A 17,325-nucleotide genomic window follows, 5' to 3' on the forward strand; every position below is an offset into this window, starting at 1 on the left:
GTGGTGGTGACCGCCGGTGCGCCGGGTTCGGCGGCCAGGACCGCGCCGGGCGCCCCGAGGGGCACCGCGCTGTCGGCCAGCGTCATGACCCCGTCGCGGTAGGCCGCGGCCCAGCGGATCACCGTGTCCACATAGACGTCGGAGTTGTTGTACCGGTAGATCGCCGACCGCAGCCGGACGGGATCGGCCAGGTCCAGTCCACCGGAGCAGAGGTAGCGGCCGGTGGCGAAGGTGGCGTCGTAGATGTTGTTCGGGTCGGCCACCCCGTCGCCGTTGCCGTCCACGCCCCAGAACAGCCAGGTGGACGGGATGAACTGGGTGGGCCCGACGGCGCGGTCCCACACCGTGTCGTGGTCCCAGCGCCCGCCGTCGGTGTCCGGGATCGCCGCGACCGGGCCGACCCCGTTGAGCTCGGGACCGAGGATGGGTTCCCGCGTGTTGCCCTCGGCGTTGACGTAACCGCCGCGCGCGTGGTTGGACTCGATGCGCCCGATGCTCGCGATCAGCGCCCAGTCGATATGGCAGCCGGGTTCCTCACCGGCCACGAGAGCGGCGGCGTTGCGGTAGGCCTTCAGCGCGGACCCGGGGATGCCGAGCGGACCGCTGGGCAGTTGCTCCGGCGGCAGCGGTTCGACCTGCACCGCGGGCCTCGGCAGGCTGCCGTCGACGCTGATCTGGACCAGTTTCGGGTCGAATCCCTGCACGAGTGCGGTGTCCCGGGTGTGCTCGGTACTCGGCGTCCTGGCCCACTGCGCGGCGTGGCCGCTGGTCACCGTGGCGGGCAGCACCGCGAGCACGCCGCCGAGCGCGGCGATGAAGGTCTTGTGGCGGAGGGCGATTCTGCGGGCCTTGCGACGCGTGATCCGAATCCGCGTGAACCGCACCGCTCGGCTCCTCCCCTCGGCTGAACCTGCCGGGGCCGATCTTCACGGAGAAGTTGTTAAGCCCCGGTAACCGACTGGGTTATCCGCGGAAGGGGGAGGATCGTTACTTTGCGCAGTCGCCCGAGGGCCAGTCCGGACGCAGCAGTTCGAGCGTCTCGTCCCCGAACGGGTTCACCCCAGGGCCGCACGCGAGCGTGTGCGCCAGGTGGACGTGCAGGCATTTGACGCGCCCCGGCATACCGCCCGCGGTGACCTGGGTGCCCAGCGGCTCGATGGCGTCGCGCTGGGCGAGGTACGACTCGTGGGCCCGCTGGTAGGCGGCGGCGAGTTCCTCGTCGACCGCGAGGCGCTCGGTCATCTCCTTCATGATCCCGGAGGCTTCGAGTCGTCCGACCAGGGAAGCCAGCCTCGGGCAGGTGAGGTAGTACAGGGTGGGGAACGGGGTGCCGTTCTCCAGCCGAGGGTTCGTCTGCACCACCGACGGATGGCCGCTGGGGCACCGCGCCGCGATCGCGCGCAGCGCGCGCGGGGGGCGGCCGAGCTGCTCGGCGATGATCGCGCGATCGGCCTCGGTCACCGGCTCCAGCAAGGGCAGTTCCGTCTCGTTCACCGGCCCATTGTCGCAACCGCACCGCCACGCCCGGCTCGCGCCCCGCACCGCCACGCGAACCACTGCCGAAACGGGTCCTATCGCCCGAGGGTGGCCCAGAGTTGCTGGTACCAGGCCATCCCACCGACGCCGGGCTGCTGCTGTGCCTGTGGTTGCGGCGCCTGCGGATTGTCCTCGGGCAGTTGCACCAGGTACGGAGTCTCACCGGGCATGACGTAGCGCAGCCTGCGCCGGGCCTCGGTCTCCACCTGCGCCGGATCGTTCAGCGCGGCCTGGCGCTCCTGCAGCCGCGCAACGTCGGCGCGCAGCTCGTGACGCCGCTGCTCCTGCTCCGAGATCTCCGACCGCTGGCTGAGGTAGGTGCGCAGCGGCACCGCGAGGGTGAACGCCAGTGCGCACACCACGATCGCGAGTACCGCCGCGCGCCGTGTGGTGGACATGGCGAGCACGCGCGTGGCACCGGCCGCCGCCGCGCGCCGGGCGTTCAGCCCGCGTCGCCACCGCGACCGCGGCGAAGACTCCCGCCGGACCCGCCGGGGGCGGCCGGCGGGCGAACCCTCGGTGGGCCTGGCGGCGCTCTCCGCACGCCGGGCGGGCAGGCCGCCCGCCCGGCCCTCCGTGCGGCGGCCCCGTCTGCTGCTGCGCTCCCTCGCCCGCCGGTCCATCCTCCGGCCGTCAGCTCTCCGGAGTGAACCGCGGGAAGGCCAGGTCGCCGGCGTAGCGCGCGGCGTCGCCCAGGGTCTCCTCGATGCGCAGGAGCTGGTTGTACTTGGCGACGCGCTCGCTGCGGGCCGGGGCACCGGTCTTGATCTGGCCGACGCCGGTGGCGACCGCCAGATCGGCGATGGTGGTGTCTTCGGTCTCGCCGGAACGGTGGCTCATCATGCTCTTGTAGCCGCACGAGGTGGCCAGCGTGATCGCGTCCAGGGTCTCGGACAGGGTGCCGATCTGGTTGACCTTGACCAGCAGCGCGTTGGCCGCGCCCCGCTCGATGCCCTGCTCGAGCCGGTCGGGGTTGGTGACGAACAGGTCGTCCCCGACCAGCTGGACGCGGTCGCCGATCTGGCCGGTCAGCGCGACCCAGCCGTCCCAGTCGTCCTCGGACAGCGGGTCCTCGATCGAGACCAGCGGATAGGCGTCGAGCAGTTCGGCGTAGTACGCGGCGAGCTGCTCGGCGCTGCGCTTGCTGCCCTCGAAGGTGTAGGAGCCGTCGGCGAAGAACTCGGTCGCGGCGACGTCCAGTGCCAGCGCGACGTCGCGGCCCGGCGTGTAGCCCGCCTTCTCGATCGCGACGGTGATCAGGTCGAGGGCTTCCCGGTTGCTGGACAGGTTCGGCGCGAACCCGCCTTCGTCACCGAGGCCGGTGCCCAGGCCGCGGCCCTTGAGCACGGACTTGAGCGAGTGGTAGACCTCCGCGCCCCAGCGCAGGGCCTCGCGGAAGGACTCGGCCCCGATCGGGGCGATCATGAACTCCTGGATGTCCACGTCGGTGTCGGCGTGCGCGCCACCGTTGAGGATGTTCAGCATCGGCACCGGCAGGATGTGGGCGTTGGGGCCGCCCAGGTACCGGAACAGTTCCAGCTCGGCCGACTCCGCGGCGGCCTTGGCCACCGCGAGCGAAACGCCCAGCAGGGCGTTGGCGCCGAGGCGGGACTTGTCGGGGGTGCCGTCGAGGTCGACCAGCTTCTGGTCGACGACGCGCTGCTCCACCGCTTCGATGCCGATCAGCTGCGGGCCGATCTCGTCGAGCACCGCGGCGACCGCGCGCTCGACACCCTTGCCGCCGTAGCGCTGCGCGTCGCCGTCACGGAGTTCGACGGCCTCGTGCTCACCGGTGGACGCCCCCGAGGGGACCGCGGCCCGCGCCAGCGTGCCGTCGTCCAGGGCCACCTCCACCTCGACGGTGGGGTTGCCACGCGAATCCAGAATCTCGCGCGCGCCTACCTGCTCGATGACCGCCACGCTTCGCTCCTCATCGTTGTTTCAGCGACGACGACCTCAGCGTAACGGCAGGCCGTGATCACCCGTTGGAGGCAGGCGCCCAACGAGGCGCGGTTCACTCCGCGCCCCCACGCCCGGGGCGAACCTCCTGCCAGCCAGGGGGCAGCTCGGCGGTCTGGGAGACCCACTGCCAGAACGACCAGCTGTTGCCGCCGACGTCGGCGACGCTGAACACGCGGGCACCGTAGGGCTGGTCCTGCGGCGCGGCGATTTCGTGCTCCTCGCCCAACGCGGTGCGAACGCGCTCGAACTGGGCGTCCACGTTCTCGACGTAGACCACGTTGAGCTGGCCGACGGGGCGGTCCACCCCCTTGGCCTCCCAGAATTCGGGGCCGACCCCGGCGAGCACGATGTCGGTCGCACCGGCGGCGACGGTCGCCTGGAACACCGTTCCCGAACCGTCGACGTAGCGCACGCGTTCGGTGAAGCCGAACACCCGGACCAGCCAGGCCAGTGCCTCGGCGACATCCGGGTAGTACAGATAGGGCGAGATTCCGAGATACCGCGGTTCTTCGCTCATGGGCGCCTAGTGGACCACGCTGTACTCCCGAGGTGTGATCACCCCCTGCCGAAAGCGGCTTTTCGCGGGTAACGTCGATACGACTATGAATGACGAGAACCTGCCAAGTGACCCCCTCGCTGAGCACCGGTTCGAAGCGTTCCGTCAGGCCGAAGCCCTGATCGAAAACCGGCGCCCGCTCGACGCGTTGAAGGCCCTTCAGCCGGTGCTCGAAGCCGAGCCCGACAAACCCAGTGTGCAGTTGCTGGCGGGGCGGGCCTACTTCCACTCCGCCCAGCTCAACCATGCCGAACAGGCATTCGTCCGGGTGCTGGAACTGGACCCGGCCGATCACTACGCCCGATTCGTCCTCGGCCGGACGCTGCAGCGTCTTGGCCGCCTCGTGGAAGCGCTCGGCCAGCTCCGGATGGCCTGGGCGATGAACCCCGTGCCCGAATACCAGGACGCGCTGTCCGAGGTCAACGCCCGCGTCCGGCTGCAGCAAGGCTGAGGTTCAGCCGGGTTCAGCCGGGTTCAGCCGGGTTCAGCCGGGTTCAGCCGCCGGGCCGGGCGGCCGCGAAGGTGTCGGTGGCGGCGAGGATCTCCGCGGCCCTCGGCTCGGAGCGGGTGTAGTCGAGCACGGTGTGCCACCAGCCGCCCGCCGTGCTCAGATCCGCTCCGCCGGAGCAGAGGTACCGCGCCATCGCGTAGGCCGCGTCGTCGACGTCCACGCGGTCGGCGGGCTTGCCGTCCTGGGTCGCCCGTGTGGCGAAGCGCGTCCAGATCGCGTCCGGGACCGGCAGCGGCCCGGTGCCCGCGGCCTCGGCCTGGCCGATCCCGGCGAGCGTCGCCCACGACAGGCGGCAGGACGGCGCTTCGCCCCGCAACCACATCTCCGCGCGCCCGTAGGCCGTGAGTTGCGCGGCGGACAGGGTGGTGGCGGCCGACAGGCGCCGGGCCCAGTTGTCCAGTTCCGCCAGGTCGGAGGCCTGGGGGTGGTCCACGGGCGCGGCCACGGCGGAGCGCGGGGCGGCGGCTCCGGCGGGCGGGGCGAGCGACGGCGTGGTGGTGGCGGCGGCCGTGATGGCGCCGGAACCGGCCACGGGATCCGTCCGGGGTGCGCCCGGTCTGGTCACCCCGACCGTCAGGACCAGGACGAGCCCGGTCGCGACCACCCCGGCCGTCAGCAGCAGCGAAGACCAGGAGCGATGCGGTGGCGTGCGCTCGTCGGCGGCCACTGACTCGGTGGGCTCGACCACTCGATCAGGTTATCCGCCTCGGGAAGCCCCGGTGCCGCGCGAATCACACAAATTCGTTATCCGCCCGCCAAGAGGGGCACCGACCAGGCGCTATTCCGCGGATCGGCCCGATTCCGCCCGGATATCCCGATCTTGAACACGGGCCGGGACTGGACAGCGAGGAAAGGCTAACCTAAAAAGCAGGGAGTCCGGTCCACCAGGAGGAGGCCCCAAGGTGTTGTTCTCGAGCCTGCTCATCGGCCTTCGCGAGGGCCTGGAAGCCGCGCTGGTCGTCAGTATCCTCGTCGCCTTCCTGGTGAAGACCGACCGCCGCCCGGCACTGCGCTGGGTCTGGCCCGGCATCGCCGCCGCGGTGCTGCTCTCGGTCGGGGTGGGCGCCCTGCTCACCTACACCACCGCGCAGTTGTCCTTCGAACAGCAGGAGTTGCTCGGCGGCTCGCTGTCCATCGTCGCCGTCGGCTTCGTCACGGCGATGATCTTCTGGATGCGCAAGGCGTCGAAGAGCATCGCCAGCGAACTGCGGGGCAAGATGGACCAGGCGCTGGCCGTCGGGCCGCTCGCGGTGCTGCTGCTGAGCTTCCTCGCCGTCGGCCGCGAAGGGCTCGAGACCGCCGTGTTCTTCTACGCCGCCGTGCAGAGCGCCCAGGGCGGCACCACGCAGCCGCTGGCCGGATTCGCCTTCGGCATCGTGCTCGCGGTCGTGCTCGCCTACCTGCTCTACCGCGGTGCCGTGCGCTTCAACCTGGGCAAGTTCTTCACCGTCACCGGCGTGCTGCTGGTGTTCGTCGCCGCGGGCGTGCTCGGCTACGGCCTGCACGATCTGCAGGAGGCCGGTTACCTGCCCGGGCTGCACCTGCTCGCCTTCGACACCTCCGCCGCCATCCCGGAGACCTCCTGGTACGGGGCGGTACTCAAGGGCATTTTCAACTACTCGCAGCAGACCACCGTGCTCCAGGCCACGGCGTGGGTGGTCTACGTCGCGATCGTGCTGCCGCTGTTCCTGCGCCGGCCCGCCCCGAAGCCCACCACCCTCGCCGGTGCGGGCGCCGTTAAGGAGTGACCTTGCCGAAGTCCGTTCCCGCACTGTCCGGTGCGGCCGTGGTCCTGCTCGCCCTTTCCGCCTGCTCGAGCGGGCAGAACACCTCCGCCGACGGCACCGCGCCGATCACCGTGTCCGCCACGGACACCGCCTGCGAGGTCGCGCCGACCAGTGTCAAGGCGGGCAACCTGACCTTCGAGGTGACCAACAAGGGCACCAAGGTCACCGAGTTCTACCTCTACGGCGAGGGCGACAAGATCATCGGCGAGGTCGAGAACATCGCGCCGGGGCTGGCCCGCAAGCTCACCGTCGCGGTTCCGGCCGCGGGCACCTACCAGGCGGCCTGCAAACCCGGGATGGCGGGCGACGGCATCCGCGTCCCGCTCACGGTGACCGGGGCGGCAGCCCAGCCCGCCGCCGACAGCGCGCTGACCAGCGCGGCGAAGAGCTACGCCGGGTACGTGGCCACGCAGGCGGGCACCCTCAAGACCGAAACGCAGAAGTTCGCCGACGCGGTGAAGGCGGGCAGGGTCGACGAGGCCAAGGCCCGTTACGCGAACACGCGGGTCTACTACGAGCACCTCGAACCGGTCGCGGAGAAGTTCTCCGACCTCGACAAGGCCATCGACGTGCGCGAGGCCGACGTCGAGCAGGGCAAGCCGTTCACCGGTTTCCACCGGCTGGAAAAGGACCTGTGGGCCACCGGGCTGCAGCCGGACAGCGGCCGGATCGCCGACCAGCTCGTCGCCGACGTCACCACGCTCACCGAGCGGTCCGCGACGCTCGGGCTGACCGCGCTGGAGCTGGCCAACGGAGCGAAGGAACTGCTCGACGAGGTGGCCACCGGCAAGGTCACCGGCGAGGAGGAGGCGTTCTCGCACACCGACCTGTGGGACTTCCAGGCGAACGTGGACGGCTCGAAGGGCGCGATCGAGGCGCTGCGGCCGGTCCTGCAGGCCCGCGACCCGCAGCTCATGTCCACTGTGGACAGTCAGTTCGCGAACGTGCAGCGCCTGCTGGACAAGCAGCGCAATGGTGACGGTTTCCGCTACTACACCGAGCTGAGCTCCGACCAGATCAAGGAACTCGCCTCCGCGGTGGACGCGCTGGGCGAGCCGCTGAGCAAGGTCGCCGAGGTCGTGGCCCGATGACGCAGCTCTCCCGGCGAAAGATGTTCGGTCTCGCCGGGGCCGGTGTCGCGCTCGCCGGCGCGGGTGCCGCCGGTGCCGGCATCGACCGGGCCCTCGGCGGGCCCGCGAGCCCGGGACACAGCGAGACGGTGGAGTTCCACGGCGCCCACCAGGCCGGCATCGTCACGCCCGCCCAGGAACACCTGCACTTCGCCGCGCTGGACGTGACCACGAACGACCGGGCCAAGCTGGTGGCCCTGCTGCGGACGTGGACCGACGCGGCCCGGCAGATGACGGCCGGGCGCGAGATCGGCGCCGGTGGTGCGGTGGGCGGTTCGCCCGCGGCCCCGCCCGGCGACACCGGGGAGGCGCTGGAGCTGCCCGCCTCCTCACTCACCCTGACGATCGGGTTCGGGCCGTCGCTGTTCGACGACCGGTTCGGCCTGGCGGGGCTGCGCCCGCCCGCACTGGCGGACCTGCCCGCATTCCCGCGCGACAAGCTGGATCCCGCCCGCTGCGGCGGGGACCTGTGCATCCAGGCCTGCGCCAACGATCCCCAGGTGGCCGTGCACGCCGTCCGCAATCTGGTGCGGCTCGGCTTCGGCACGACGGAGGTGCGCTGGTCGCAACTGGGTTTCGGGCGCAGCTCGTCGACCTCGCGCACCCAGACCACGCCGCGCAACCTGTTCGGCTTCAAGGACGGCACGAACAACCTCAAGGCCGAGGACACCGCCGCGCTGGACCAGCACGTGTGGGTCGGCGCGGGCGACGGGACCCCCTGGCTGACCGGCGGGTCCTACCTGGTGGCGCGGCGGATCCGCATGCACATCGAAACCTGGGACCGGACCTCGCTGGACGAACAGGAGCAGGTGATCGGCCGCGCCAAGGGCAGCGGCGCCCCGCTCGGGCAGGCCGCCGAGTTCGACGCGGCGGACCTGCACGTCCGCGGCGAAGGCGGCAAGCTCGCCATACCCGAGGACGCGCACGTGCGGCTCGCCTCCGCGGAATCGCAGAACGGCGTGAGGATCCTGCGGCGCGGCTACAACTTCGTCGACGGGTCCGACGGCGTCGGACACCTGGAGGCGGGGCTGTTCTTCCTCGCCTTCAACCGGGACACGCGCACCCAGTTCGTTCCCATGCAGAAGTCACTGGCGGCCCACGACCGGCTGATGGAGTACACCCAGCACACCGGCTCGGCCCTCTTCGCCGTGCCGCCCGGCGTCGGCCCCGGGGGCTACTGGGGCGAGACCCTCTTCGGCCAGTAGGCGCGCCAGCCGTCGGCCTCCAGCGTGGACGGTTCGACCCCGTCGGCCCGCGCGTTGCGCTCGGCCTCGCGGACTTCCTCGGCGAACCGCTTCGCCACCGCCCGCAGCTCACCCTCCGGATCGACCCCGGCACGGCGGGCGGTCGCGGCGATGCGGAACAGCTGCGCCGCCGCATCGGTACCGGACGGCAGCAGGTCCAGTGGGATGCCCGCCCGCCCGCTGCGGTGGCCGAGCTTGCCCGCCAGCGCGGCCGCGGGCTGGCCGAGCGCCACACCGTCCACAAGGGACTCGCGCTGCTTCTCGGCCTGCTTGAGCTCCTCCCACTTCACTTCCTGGTGCTCGGCCGTCTCGATGCGGGCGGCGTCGGCGAAGACGTGCGGATGGCGGCCGACGAGCTTGGCCACCAGTTCCCCCGCGACCACGTCGATGTCGAACGGGTCGTCCGGATGCTCCGCGGCCACCCGGGCGTGGAACAGCACCTGCAGCAACACGTCCCCGAGCTCCTCGCGCAGGGCCGTGCGATCCCCGTCCTCGATGGCCTCCAGCAGCTCGTAGGTCTCCTCCACCAGGTACTGCCGCAGTGACTCGTGGGTCTGCGCGGCGTCCCAGGGACAGCCGCCGGGCGAACGCAACCGGTCCATCACCTGCGCCGCCTCCACCAGGCACGCCCCGGACGGCTGCGCGACGATCCGGGCCTGCGGCAGCGCCGCCACCAGCGGGTCACCGGCATGGGCCGCGATCAGCACCAGCGGGCCTTCGGCCGCCTCCGCGACCAGCGCGTCACGCTCCGGAGCGGGCTTCGCGCCCAGCAGGTCGGCCACCTGCTCGCTCACCCCACTCGCGTAGACCGCCCGCGCGCCGCCGAGGAACGGGAACGCGGCCGCGGGCACACCGGCAGCGGGGTAGGGCAGGAGAACGACCGTGGCGGTCAAGGCTGGGGAGTTCCCTTCACCGAGAGGACGAGACCGGTGGTCTCGGCCGCGCTGGCCGCGAGGTTCAGCGCGGTCGGGTCCCATACACCGTAGCGCGGGTTGATTTTCAGGCCCAGCTGGTCGAGTCGCGGCTGCAGCAGCCGGAGCCCGATCGCGGCGAGCTGCCCCATGGTGGGACTGGTCGCCTGGTCGACCGACTGCTGGGCGCCCAGGTCCCGCGCCCGCACCACGGCGACGATCCACACCGCCCGCTCGGCGCTCGGCTGGAACGCCACCACGGTGCCCGGCGGCACGCCGAACAGCACCGTGCCCGCGAAGTCCGGCGCCTGCACCGCGGGCACCCGCTCACCGAGGGAGGTCTTCGCCCCGGCGGCGGCATCGGCCTGGATGACCTTCGCCGCGGCATCGGGGTCGGCGGCCATCTGCCCGACCTTGGCGAACGCCTTCTCCCGCATGGTCACCGGGTTCGCCCCACCGTCGTCGGTGACCACCGAGGTGTAGTCGAAGGTGATGGCCAGCTTGTCGAAGTACTGCTTGCCCAGCGACTGCAGCAGCAGCTGGTCGGTGATCACCTCGCGGTGGTCGCGGACGCGGTAGACGATCTGCGCGGGCAGCTGCGAGGGGTCCACGGTGTTCGTGGACAGCGGCGCGGCGAGCGGATCCTGCGCGAGCACCTGCGCGACCTGGTTCGGATCGACGGAAACACCGTCCTGCTGCGCGGTCCGCGTGATCAGCTCGTGCAGGACGAGCTGTCGCACCGCCTCGCGGCCGACCTGGTCGAGCTTGTGCTGCTGCGCCAGTTGCCGCGCCGCGGGCTGCTCCTGCACGGATTTGTCGATCATCGACTGGACCTGGTCGATGGTGACGATCTCGTGGTCGTCGAAGAAGGCGGCGGCGCCGACCTGGCTCGGCGCGGAACCACATCCGGCGAGCAGCAGGCAGGCGGAGAGAACGGCGATCAGTGCGCGAGGGCGAGCCATGATCCGCATCACGTGCGTACCCTCTCACAACTCGCCCCGTTCCGGCACCGGTGAACCGGGAAGTCCTGCTTTCACCCAACCCTCACCGGGCCGGTACGGCGATCTCCGGGGCCTGCCAGCTGGCGAGCAGCCGCAACCGTTCTTCCGACGCCGAACCGGCCGCCACCGTGTAGGCGACCAGCAACTGGTCGGAATCCCCTGGCGACGCGAAAGTCTCGTACCGAAACTCCAGGTCGCCGGCGAAGGGATGCCGCACGAGCTTGCGGCCGTGGGTCTTGTCCTTCACGTCCTGGCGCGCCCACAACCGCCGGAACGGTTCGCTGCGCATCGACAACTCGCCGACCAGTGCGCACAGTTGCGGGTCGTCCGGGTAGCGCCCGGCGTCCAGGCGCAGGTACGCCACCGTTTCGGCGGCGACCGCGTCCCATTCCAGGTAGAGCTCGCGCGCTTCGGGGTGCAGGAAGGTGTGACGGGCCGCGTTCGGCCGTTCCAGCGCGGAAAAGCCGATGACCGCGTCCGCGAGCGCGTTCCAGGCGAGGATGTCCATGCGGCGGCCGAGGACGAAGGCGGGCAGGTCGGTCATCATGTCCAGCATCCGCTGCACGCCCGGCCGGACGTGCTGCCCGCCCGAGCGCCTCGCCTTTTTCGCGGGTCGGACGAGGTTGCGCAGGTGGACCCGTTCGGTTTCGTCGAGCCGGAGCACCCGTGCGATCGAGTCCAGCACCGCGTCGGAGACGTTCTGGCTCCGGCCCTGTTCGAGACGCACGTAGTAGTCGACGCTCACCCCGGCGAGCTGGGCCAGTTCCTCCCGGCGCAGGCCCGGTACGCGCCGCCGCCCGTGTCCCGGCAACCCGACTTCCCGCGGCTGGATGCGTGCCCGTCGCGACCGCAGGAACTCCCCGATGCTCTGATCCATGAGCCCAGTATTCCGGGGGACTGTCTTCCTATCCTGGTACTGGCGCACCCACGGTACGGCGGAGCACTGGGTAACCGCCCGCGACGGCCGCAGGCTTTCGGCATGACTCGTTACGACAACCTCGCCGACCGCACCGCCGTCATCACCGGAGCCGCCAGCGGCATGGGAGAGGCCACCGCGCGCCTGCTCGCCGCCTCCGGCGCCCGCGTGGCCCTGCTGGCCCGCCGTGAAGACCGCCTCACCACGCTCGCGGAGGAGATCAACGCCGGCTCCGGGCAGGCGATCGCGGTACCCGCCGACGTGACCGACCAGGCGTCGATCGCGTCCACAGTAGACACCGTGCACCGCGAATTCGGACCGGTGGACCTGGTGGTGAACGCCGCCGGGGTGATGCTGCCCAATCCCGTCTTCGACGGCAGGGACGACGAATGGCAGCGCATGATCGACACGAACCTGACCGGCGCGCTGCGCCTGATCCGCGCCTTCCTGCCGGACCTGCTCGGCGCGGCCGCCTCGGGCGGGACCGCGGACCTGGTGAACATCTCGTCGATCGGCGCACACCTCTTCTTCCCCGGTTATGCCGTGTACAGCGCGACGAAGGCCGCGCTCACCCACCTGTCCGCGTCCCTGCGCGCCGAACTGGGCCCGCGCGACGTGCGCGTGACCAACATCGAACCGGGGCTGACCAGCACCGAGCTCGCCGACCACATCGACAACAGCGAACTGCGCGGGCAAATCGGCGAAATGGTCGGCGGCATGGGCACGCTCTCCAGCGAGGAAATCGCCGACCTGATCGGCTACGTGACCAGCCGACCGCGGCACGTCAACCTGCGGCAGGTGGTCGTGCTGCCCACCCGCCAGGCCTGACGGGCCTGGTCAGAGGCCTCGTGATCTCCTGTTCCGATCATTAGGCCGCGGTGCGTGGTGTCCGTCCAAGAACTGGCCGAGCACGTGACGCGGGCGCTCGCGCTCATCGTGTCCGCGCGATCAGCGCTGGCGCAGGCGGATGAACTGGTCGGCGAGGCAACACAAGCATGGGCGGCCGCCACAAGCGGCACGGTCGATCCCGAGGCGGCCCGCGATCGGCCGCCCAACTTTCCATGGTTTCCGGAACTCACACGACGACCGCCGGGTGGGCGGGATGCACGAGTGGAGCAAGCACGACAGCGTGTGGGCCGCGCGACCACCGCCGGAGGTGAGGCACGCGGCGAGTGGGTGCGCTCAGACGGCTGGTCGGTTCGGATCGTCAGCGGCGCGGCAAGTGTGCGGGACCCGACCGTTCGACCGAGCGCAGCCGTTCACCTGTGACAGGTACCTCGCGCGTTTCCTTCCTCCGGGTGCGCGTTTGCGCGTGGTACAGGCCGACGGCACGGTTGCGAGCTACACCGGGAAGGAAGAAGAGGGGTCCGAATGACACTTGTGGCGGCTGTCCCCACGTTCCGCGACGGCGTGCCGGGCGGTGAGACTGTCGACGTCACCAACGATGAGGACGTGACGCGCCTGGTCGAACTGTTGGCGCAGCCTTGGGCCGACACGGGCAGCATCCAGACCGACGACGCAGTGTTGGACGTGCACGTGCACGACCGCTGGGGTTACCTGCTGTACTCCGGCGAAGGCGGGTATCTCGTGACCGATGGTGACCCGGATTCGCCCGCCGTGCCGTCCGAGGTCGGATTCCCCGCCGGGAGCGGGCTCCCGGTCGAACGAATTACCGGAGCACTTCGCGAGTTCGTTCGTACGCGCCGCTTGCCCAGTGCGGTTCAGTGGCGGGACGCAGGCTAACCGCTCCCCGGCTCAGGCCACGGCGGGGGCCTTGGTCAGGTTGTGCAGCAGCTTGGTGCACCAGTCGAGCAGTGCCTCGTCCCGCAGGGGCGGGGCACCGATGCGCCCGCCCGCCGGGCCCTCGGTGGGTTTGGGCACCGACACCGTGTTCGTCACCGCCTTGTACATCGCCTTCGGGTACAGGCGCTTGAGCCGTACCGTCTTCGACTCGGGCAGTGTCAACGGCGCGAAGCGGATGTTGTTGCCCTGCAAGGAAACCTCGGTCACCCCCGCCTCGCGGCAGACATGCCGGAACGCGGCCACCGCGAGCAGCCTGCGCACCGGGGCCGGCGGCTGCCCGTACCGGTCGACGAGTTCCTCCTCGACCGCGCGCAGCGCGTCGCCGTCCGGCGCGGCGGCGATCTTGCGGTAGGCCTCCAGCCGCAACCGCTCCCCCGGCACGTAGTCGTGCGGGATGTGCGCGTCGATCGGCAGATCGACCCGGACCTCGCGCAGCTCCTCTTCTTCCGCGGGCTCGGCCCCGGCGCTGCGGCGGAACCCGTCCACCGCCTCGCCGACCAGCCGCACGTACAGGTCGAAACCGACGCCCGCGATGTGGCCGGACTGCTCCGCGCCGAGGATGTTGCCCGCGCCGCGGATCTCGAGGTCCTTCATCGCCACCGCCATCCCGGCGCCCAGCTCGGTGTTCTGCGCGATCGTGGCGAGCCGGTCGTGCGCGGTTTCGGTGAGCGGTGTCTCCGTCGGGTACAGGAAGTAGGCGTACCCCCGCTCCCGGCCCCGGCCGACCCGGCCGCGCAACTGGTGCAGCTGCGCGAGCCCGAGCAGATCGCCGCGCTCGACGATGAGGGTGTTGGCGTTGGAGATGTCGAGACCGGTTTCCACGATGGTCGTGGAAACCAGCACGTCGTACTCGCGCTCCCAGAAACCCTGGATGATCTTTTCGAGCCGCTCCTCGTTCATCTGCCCGTGCGCGGTGACCACGCGGGCCTCGGGCACCAGCTCCCGCAGCCTGCGGGCCGCCTTCTCGATGGAGGAAACCCTGTTGTGCACGTAGAAGACCTGGCCGTCACGCAGGAGTTCGCGGCGGATCGCGGCGCCCACCTGCTTGTCGTCGTAGGCGCCGACATAGGTCAGGATCGGGTGCCGGTCCTCGGGCGGGGTGAGGATGGTGGACATCTCGCGGATGCCCGCCAGCGACATCTCCAGCGTGCGCGGAATCGGCGTTGCCGACATGGTGAGCACGTCGACGTGCGTGCGCAGCGCCTTGATGTGCTCCTTGTGCTCGACGCCGAACCGCTGCTCCTCGTCCACGATCACCAGGCCGAGGTCCTTGTAGCGGATGCCCGTCTGCAGCAGCCGGTGCGTGCCGATGACGATGTCGACCTCGCCTTCGGCGAGCCCGGCCAGCACACTGTCCACATCGGACTTGTCGGTGAACCGGGACAGGCCCTTGATGGTCACCGGGAACGACCGCATCCGCTCGCTGAAGGTGTTCAGATGCTGCTGGGCCAGCAGCGTGGTCGGCACCAGGACGGCCACCTGCTTGCCGTCCTGCACCGCCTTGAACGCCGCGCGCACCGCGATCTCGGTCTTGCCGTAACCGACGTCGCCGCAGATGACCCGGTCCATCGGGACCCCGCGCTCCATATCGGCCTTGACCTCGTCGATCGCCGCGAGCTGGTCGGCGGTCTCGGTGAACGGGAAGGCGTCTTCGAGCTCGCGCTGCCACGGTGTGTCCGAGGCGAACGCGTGCCCGGGCGCGGCCTGGCGCGCGGCGTAGAGCTGTACCAGTTCCGCCGCGATCTCCTTGACCGCCTTGCGGGCCTTGGCCTTGGTGTTCTTCCAGTCGGAGCCGCCGAGCTTGTTCAGCGTGGGCAGCTCACCGCCGACGTACCGGGACACCTCGTCGAGCTGGTCGGTGGGCACGTACAGCCGGTCGCCCGGGTGGCCCCGCTTCGACGAGGCGTACTCCAGCACCAGGTACTCGCGGGTGGCGCCGGCGATGGTCCGCTGCGCCATTTCCACGAACCGGCCGATGCCGTGCTGGTCGTGGACCACGTAGTCGCCCGGTTTGAGGGCGAGCGGGTCGACCGCGTTGCGCCGCCGCGACGGCATCTTCGCGGTCAGGTCCCGGGTGGAGGTGGCGGCGGGCCCGCCGCGGCCGGTGAGGTCCGCCTCGGTGAGCACGACCAGCGCGCTCCCGGGGGCCACGAACCCCTCGGTCAGTCCGCCGCAGACGACCGTGACCAACCCGGTGGGCGGGGCCTGGGTGAGCCCCTCACGGGCGAGCGTGGCGGGCACCTCGGCGCCGGACAGCTGCTCCACGGCGCGGCTCGCGGTGCCGTGCCCGGCGACCACCAGCACGCCCGCGCCGCCCGCCGCCAGATGGGCCCGCAGGTCCGCGATGGCCCGGTCCAGATCGCCGCGATAGTTCGGCGAGGCCTCCAGCGCGACCGGGTACACGTCGGCGTCTTCGGTGGTCAGCTGGGACAGCGTCCACCAGGCGCGGCCGGTCTGCCCGGCGTGCCCGGCCACCTCCGCCAGCTCGCGGTAGGCGGAGGCACCGAGGTCGATCGGCGCCTGTCCGCCGCCGGCGGCCGCCATCCAGGACGCTTCGAGGAACTCCTGCCCGGTGCGCACCAGGTCCTGCGCGCGGGCCCGGATCTTCTCCGGATCGGCGAGCAGGACGTGCGTGCCCTCCGGCATGGCGTCGGTGAGCAGTTCCAGCTCCCCCTCGCAGAGCACGGGGATGAGCGCCTCCATGCCTTCGCACGGGATGCCGTCGGCGAGCTTGGTGAGCATCTCGGCGAGCTGGGCATCGGCGGCGTACCGCTCGGCGAGCTCACCCGCCCGAGCCTTCACGTCCGGGGTGAGCAGCAGCTCACGGCAGGGCGGCGCGTGGAAGCCGGAGATCTCGCCGGGCAGCGAACGCTGGTCCGCGACCGAGAACGCCCGGATCTCGCTGACCTCGTCGCCCCAGAACTCCACCCGGTAGGGGTGGTCGGCCGTGGGCGGGAAGACGTCGAGGATGCCGCCCCGCACGGCGAACTCGCCGCGCTTCTCGACCATGTCCATCCGGGTGTAGGCCAGCTCGACGAGCCGTTCCAGCACGCCTTCGAACTCGTTTTCCTCGCCGACGGCGAACTCGATCGGGGCGAGCGCGCCCAGCCCGGGCGCCATCGGCTGGATCAGGCTGCGCACCGTGGCGACGACGACACGCGGGGCGTCCTTTCCCCGCAGGCGGTGCAGCACGTCGAGCCTGCGGCCGACGGTGTCCGCCCGCGGGGAGAGACGCTCGTGGGGCAGGGTCTCCCAGGACGGGAAGTCGGCGACGGCGTCCGGCCCGAGCAGGGTGGCCACCGCCGCCGTCAGCTCCTCGGCCTCGCGGCCGGTCGCGGTCACGGCGAGGACCGGCCGCCCGGCGCCCTCGTCGGCCGCGAGGGCGGCCACCACGAGTTGGCGGGCGGCCGTCGGTCCCTGCAGGTCCGCCAGCGGGGAGCCCGCTCGCTCGAGCACCCCGCGCAGCGCGGGGTCGGCGAGCACGGCGGAGAGCAGGCCGGAGGAGGGCGGATGGGTCACGGAAAACTCCCCTGAGCACAACGGCGGACATACCCCTGCCCGGGACGAGAGGGATCAGGGGCTCTCGTCTCCTAGGGTACGTCGCAGCACCGACAACAATTCCGCGACCTTGATCAACTGGTGGTCGAAGACGCGCGGATCGGTGGTGGCGATGCGCACCTGCACGTGCCGCGCCCCTGCCGCGGCGAAACGCGCGAGCCGCTCGGCGACGTCCGGACCGGCCAGCAGGGTCTGGATGGTCCGGACCCGCTCCAGCGGCAGCCCGTAGTTGGCCTGGCAGTAGTCGGCGAGGGCCCGTTCGCCCCGCTCCGGATCGTCGTCGAGGAACACCGTGGCGAACAGCCCGGGCGTCACCGGCCGTCGCGCCGCCGCCCGGATCGCGGCCAGGCCGCGGGCGTAGTCCGCGGGATCGGGCGGATAGGGCAGCCACCCGTCGTAGAGCCGGGCGG

Annotated in this window: 16 protein-coding genes and 1 pseudogene; 6 read left to right on the forward strand and 11 right to left on the reverse strand. The window is 71.2% G+C overall.

The window, feature by feature from the left end:
- The 5 genes from FNH05_RS12605 to FNH05_RS12625 form a co-directional block, all read right to left on the reverse strand.
- The coding region (locus FNH05_RS12605; RefSeq protein ID WP_246127686.1) for a lytic transglycosylase domain-containing protein at positions 1–884 on the reverse strand (884 nt) is incomplete at its 3' end.
- 103 nt (positions 885–987) lie between these two features.
- Positions 988–1,494 carry a DUF501 domain-containing protein gene (locus tag FNH05_RS12610; protein WP_144587694.1) on the reverse strand — a complete coding sequence of 169 codons (507 nt, stop codon included), beginning with the start codon at positions 1,492–1,494 and terminating at the stop codon, positions 988–990.
- 77 nt (positions 1,495–1,571) lie between these two features.
- Entirely contained in the window at positions 1,572–2,159 is a 588-nt protein-coding gene (locus FNH05_RS39880; RefSeq protein ID WP_144587696.1) for an FtsB family cell division protein, read from the reverse strand.
- 10 nt (positions 2,160–2,169) lie between these two features.
- Complete coding sequence (eno, locus tag FNH05_RS12620; protein WP_144587698.1) at positions 2,170–3,456, reverse strand: phosphopyruvate hydratase; 1,287 nt, start codon at positions 3,454–3,456, stop codon at positions 2,170–2,172.
- A 94-nt stretch (positions 3,457–3,550) separates the two neighbouring features.
- Positions 3,551–4,015, reverse strand: coding sequence for a VOC family protein (locus tag FNH05_RS12625; protein ID WP_144587700.1), 465 nt, complete (start codon positions 4,013–4,015; stop codon positions 3,551–3,553).
- An 85-nt stretch (positions 4,016–4,100) separates the two neighbouring features.
- Between FNH05_RS12625 and FNH05_RS12630 the strand changes: the two genes are divergently transcribed.
- Positions 4,101–4,505, forward strand: a complete 405-nt coding sequence (locus tag FNH05_RS12630) for a tetratricopeptide repeat protein (RefSeq protein WP_144587725.1) — start codon at positions 4,101–4,103, stop codon at positions 4,503–4,505.
- Positions 4,506–4,548: 43 nt separating this feature from the next.
- Here the strand turns inward: FNH05_RS12630 and FNH05_RS12635 are convergent, their stop codons facing one another.
- A complete protein-coding gene (locus FNH05_RS12635) occupies positions 4,549–5,253 on the reverse strand; it encodes a lytic transglycosylase domain-containing protein (RefSeq protein WP_144587702.1) in 705 nt (234 codons plus the stop codon).
- A 214-nt stretch (positions 5,254–5,467) separates the two neighbouring features.
- Between FNH05_RS12635 and efeU the strand changes: the two genes are divergently transcribed.
- The 3 genes from efeU to efeB are packed head-to-tail and all read left to right on the forward strand — an operon-like array spanning position 5,468 to position 8,687.
- The gene (efeU, locus tag FNH05_RS12640) at positions 5,468–6,313 is read left to right on the forward strand and encodes an iron uptake transporter permease EfeU (protein WP_144587704.1); all 846 of its coding nucleotides are present in this window, start codon (positions 5,468–5,470) and stop codon (positions 6,311–6,313) included.
- On the forward strand, positions 6,310–7,443 hold the full coding sequence (efeO, locus tag FNH05_RS12645) for an iron uptake system protein EfeO (protein ID WP_144587706.1): 1,134 nt from the start codon (positions 6,310–6,312) through the stop codon (positions 7,441–7,443). Before efeU ends, efeO begins: the two co-directional genes overlap by 4 nt.
- Positions 7,440–8,687 (forward strand): iron uptake transporter deferrochelatase/peroxidase subunit, encoded by a 1,248-nt coding sequence (gene efeB, locus FNH05_RS12650; RefSeq protein WP_144587708.1) that lies wholly within the window; start codon positions 7,440–7,442, stop codon positions 8,685–8,687. Before efeO ends, efeB begins: the two co-directional genes overlap by 4 nt.
- On the opposite strand, the gene FNH05_RS12655 is transcribed toward efeB, so the two are convergent.
- The 3 genes from FNH05_RS12655 to FNH05_RS12665 all read right to left on the reverse strand — a co-directional run bounded on the left by FNH05_RS12655 (position 8,657) and on the right by FNH05_RS12665 (position 11,515).
- Complete coding sequence (locus FNH05_RS12655; protein WP_246127687.1) at positions 8,657–9,619, reverse strand: nucleoside triphosphate pyrophosphohydrolase; 963 nt, start codon at positions 9,617–9,619, stop codon at positions 8,657–8,659. The genes efeB and FNH05_RS12655 overlap by 31 nt on opposite strands.
- Entirely contained in the window at positions 9,616–10,608 is a 993-nt protein-coding gene (locus FNH05_RS12660) for a hypothetical protein (RefSeq protein ID WP_144587712.1), read from the reverse strand. Before FNH05_RS12660 ends, FNH05_RS12655 begins: the two co-directional genes overlap by 4 nt.
- Before the next feature lie 73 nt (positions 10,609–10,681).
- Positions 10,682–11,515 carry a helix-turn-helix transcriptional regulator gene (locus tag FNH05_RS12665; protein ID WP_144587714.1) on the reverse strand — a complete coding sequence of 278 codons (834 nt, stop codon included), beginning with the start codon at positions 11,513–11,515 and terminating at the stop codon, positions 10,682–10,684.
- A gap of 102 nt (positions 11,516–11,617) precedes the next feature.
- On the opposite strand from FNH05_RS12665, the gene FNH05_RS12670 reads away from it, so the two are divergent.
- Positions 11,618–12,382: an SDR family oxidoreductase gene (locus tag FNH05_RS12670; protein WP_144587716.1), complete on the forward strand. Its 765-nt coding sequence runs from the start codon at positions 11,618–11,620 to the stop codon at positions 12,380–12,382.
- 543 nt (positions 12,383–12,925) lie between these two features.
- A complete protein-coding gene (locus tag FNH05_RS12675) occupies positions 12,926–13,297 on the forward strand; it encodes an Imm1 family immunity protein (RefSeq protein WP_144587718.1) in 372 nt (123 codons plus the stop codon).
- A gap of 12 nt (positions 13,298–13,309) precedes the next feature.
- Here the strand turns inward: FNH05_RS12675 and mfd are convergent, their stop codons facing one another.
- Together mfd and FNH05_RS38010 are read right to left on the reverse strand one after the other, a co-directional pair.
- On the reverse strand, positions 13,310–16,876 hold the full coding sequence (gene mfd / locus FNH05_RS12680) for a transcription-repair coupling factor (RefSeq protein WP_144587720.1): 3,567 nt from the start codon (positions 16,874–16,876) through the stop codon (positions 13,310–13,312).
- Positions 16,877–16,930: 54 nt separating this feature from the next.
- Positions 16,931–17,325 (reverse strand): annotated as a pseudogene (locus FNH05_RS38010) (LLM class flavin-dependent oxidoreductase); the annotation flags it as partial.

The sequence above is a fragment of the Amycolatopsis rhizosphaerae genome, from assembly GCF_007713715.1.
GTDB lineage: Bacteria > Actinomycetota > Actinomycetes > Mycobacteriales > Pseudonocardiaceae > Amycolatopsis_E > Amycolatopsis_E rhizosphaerae.

Coding starts and splice junctions, on each gene's coding strand:
- FNH05_RS39880 (WP_144587696.1), bottom strand. CDS start 2,159: ATGGACCGGCGGGCGAGGGAGCGCAGCAGCAGACGGGGCCGCCGCACG.
- FNH05_RS12625 (WP_144587700.1), bottom strand. CDS start 4,015: ATGAGCGAAGAACCGCGGTATCTCGGAATCTCGCCCTATCTGTACTAC.
- FNH05_RS12630 (WP_144587725.1), top strand. CDS start 4,101: ATGAATGACGAGAACCTGCCAAGTGACCCCCTCGCTGAGCACCGGTTC.
- efeB (WP_144587708.1), top strand. CDS start 7,440: ATGACGCAGCTCTCCCGGCGAAAGATGTTCGGTCTCGCCGGGGCCGGT.
- FNH05_RS12660 (WP_144587712.1), bottom strand. CDS start 10,608: ATGCGGATCATGGCTCGCCCTCGCGCACTGATCGCCGTTCTCTCCGCC.
- FNH05_RS12665 (WP_144587714.1), bottom strand. CDS start 11,515: ATGGATCAGAGCATCGGGGAGTTCCTGCGGTCGCGACGGGCACGCATC.
- FNH05_RS12670 (WP_144587716.1), top strand. CDS start 11,618: ATGACTCGTTACGACAACCTCGCCGACCGCACCGCCGTCATCACCGGA.
- FNH05_RS12675 (WP_144587718.1), top strand. CDS start 12,926: ATGACACTTGTGGCGGCTGTCCCCACGTTCCGCGACGGCGTGCCGGGC.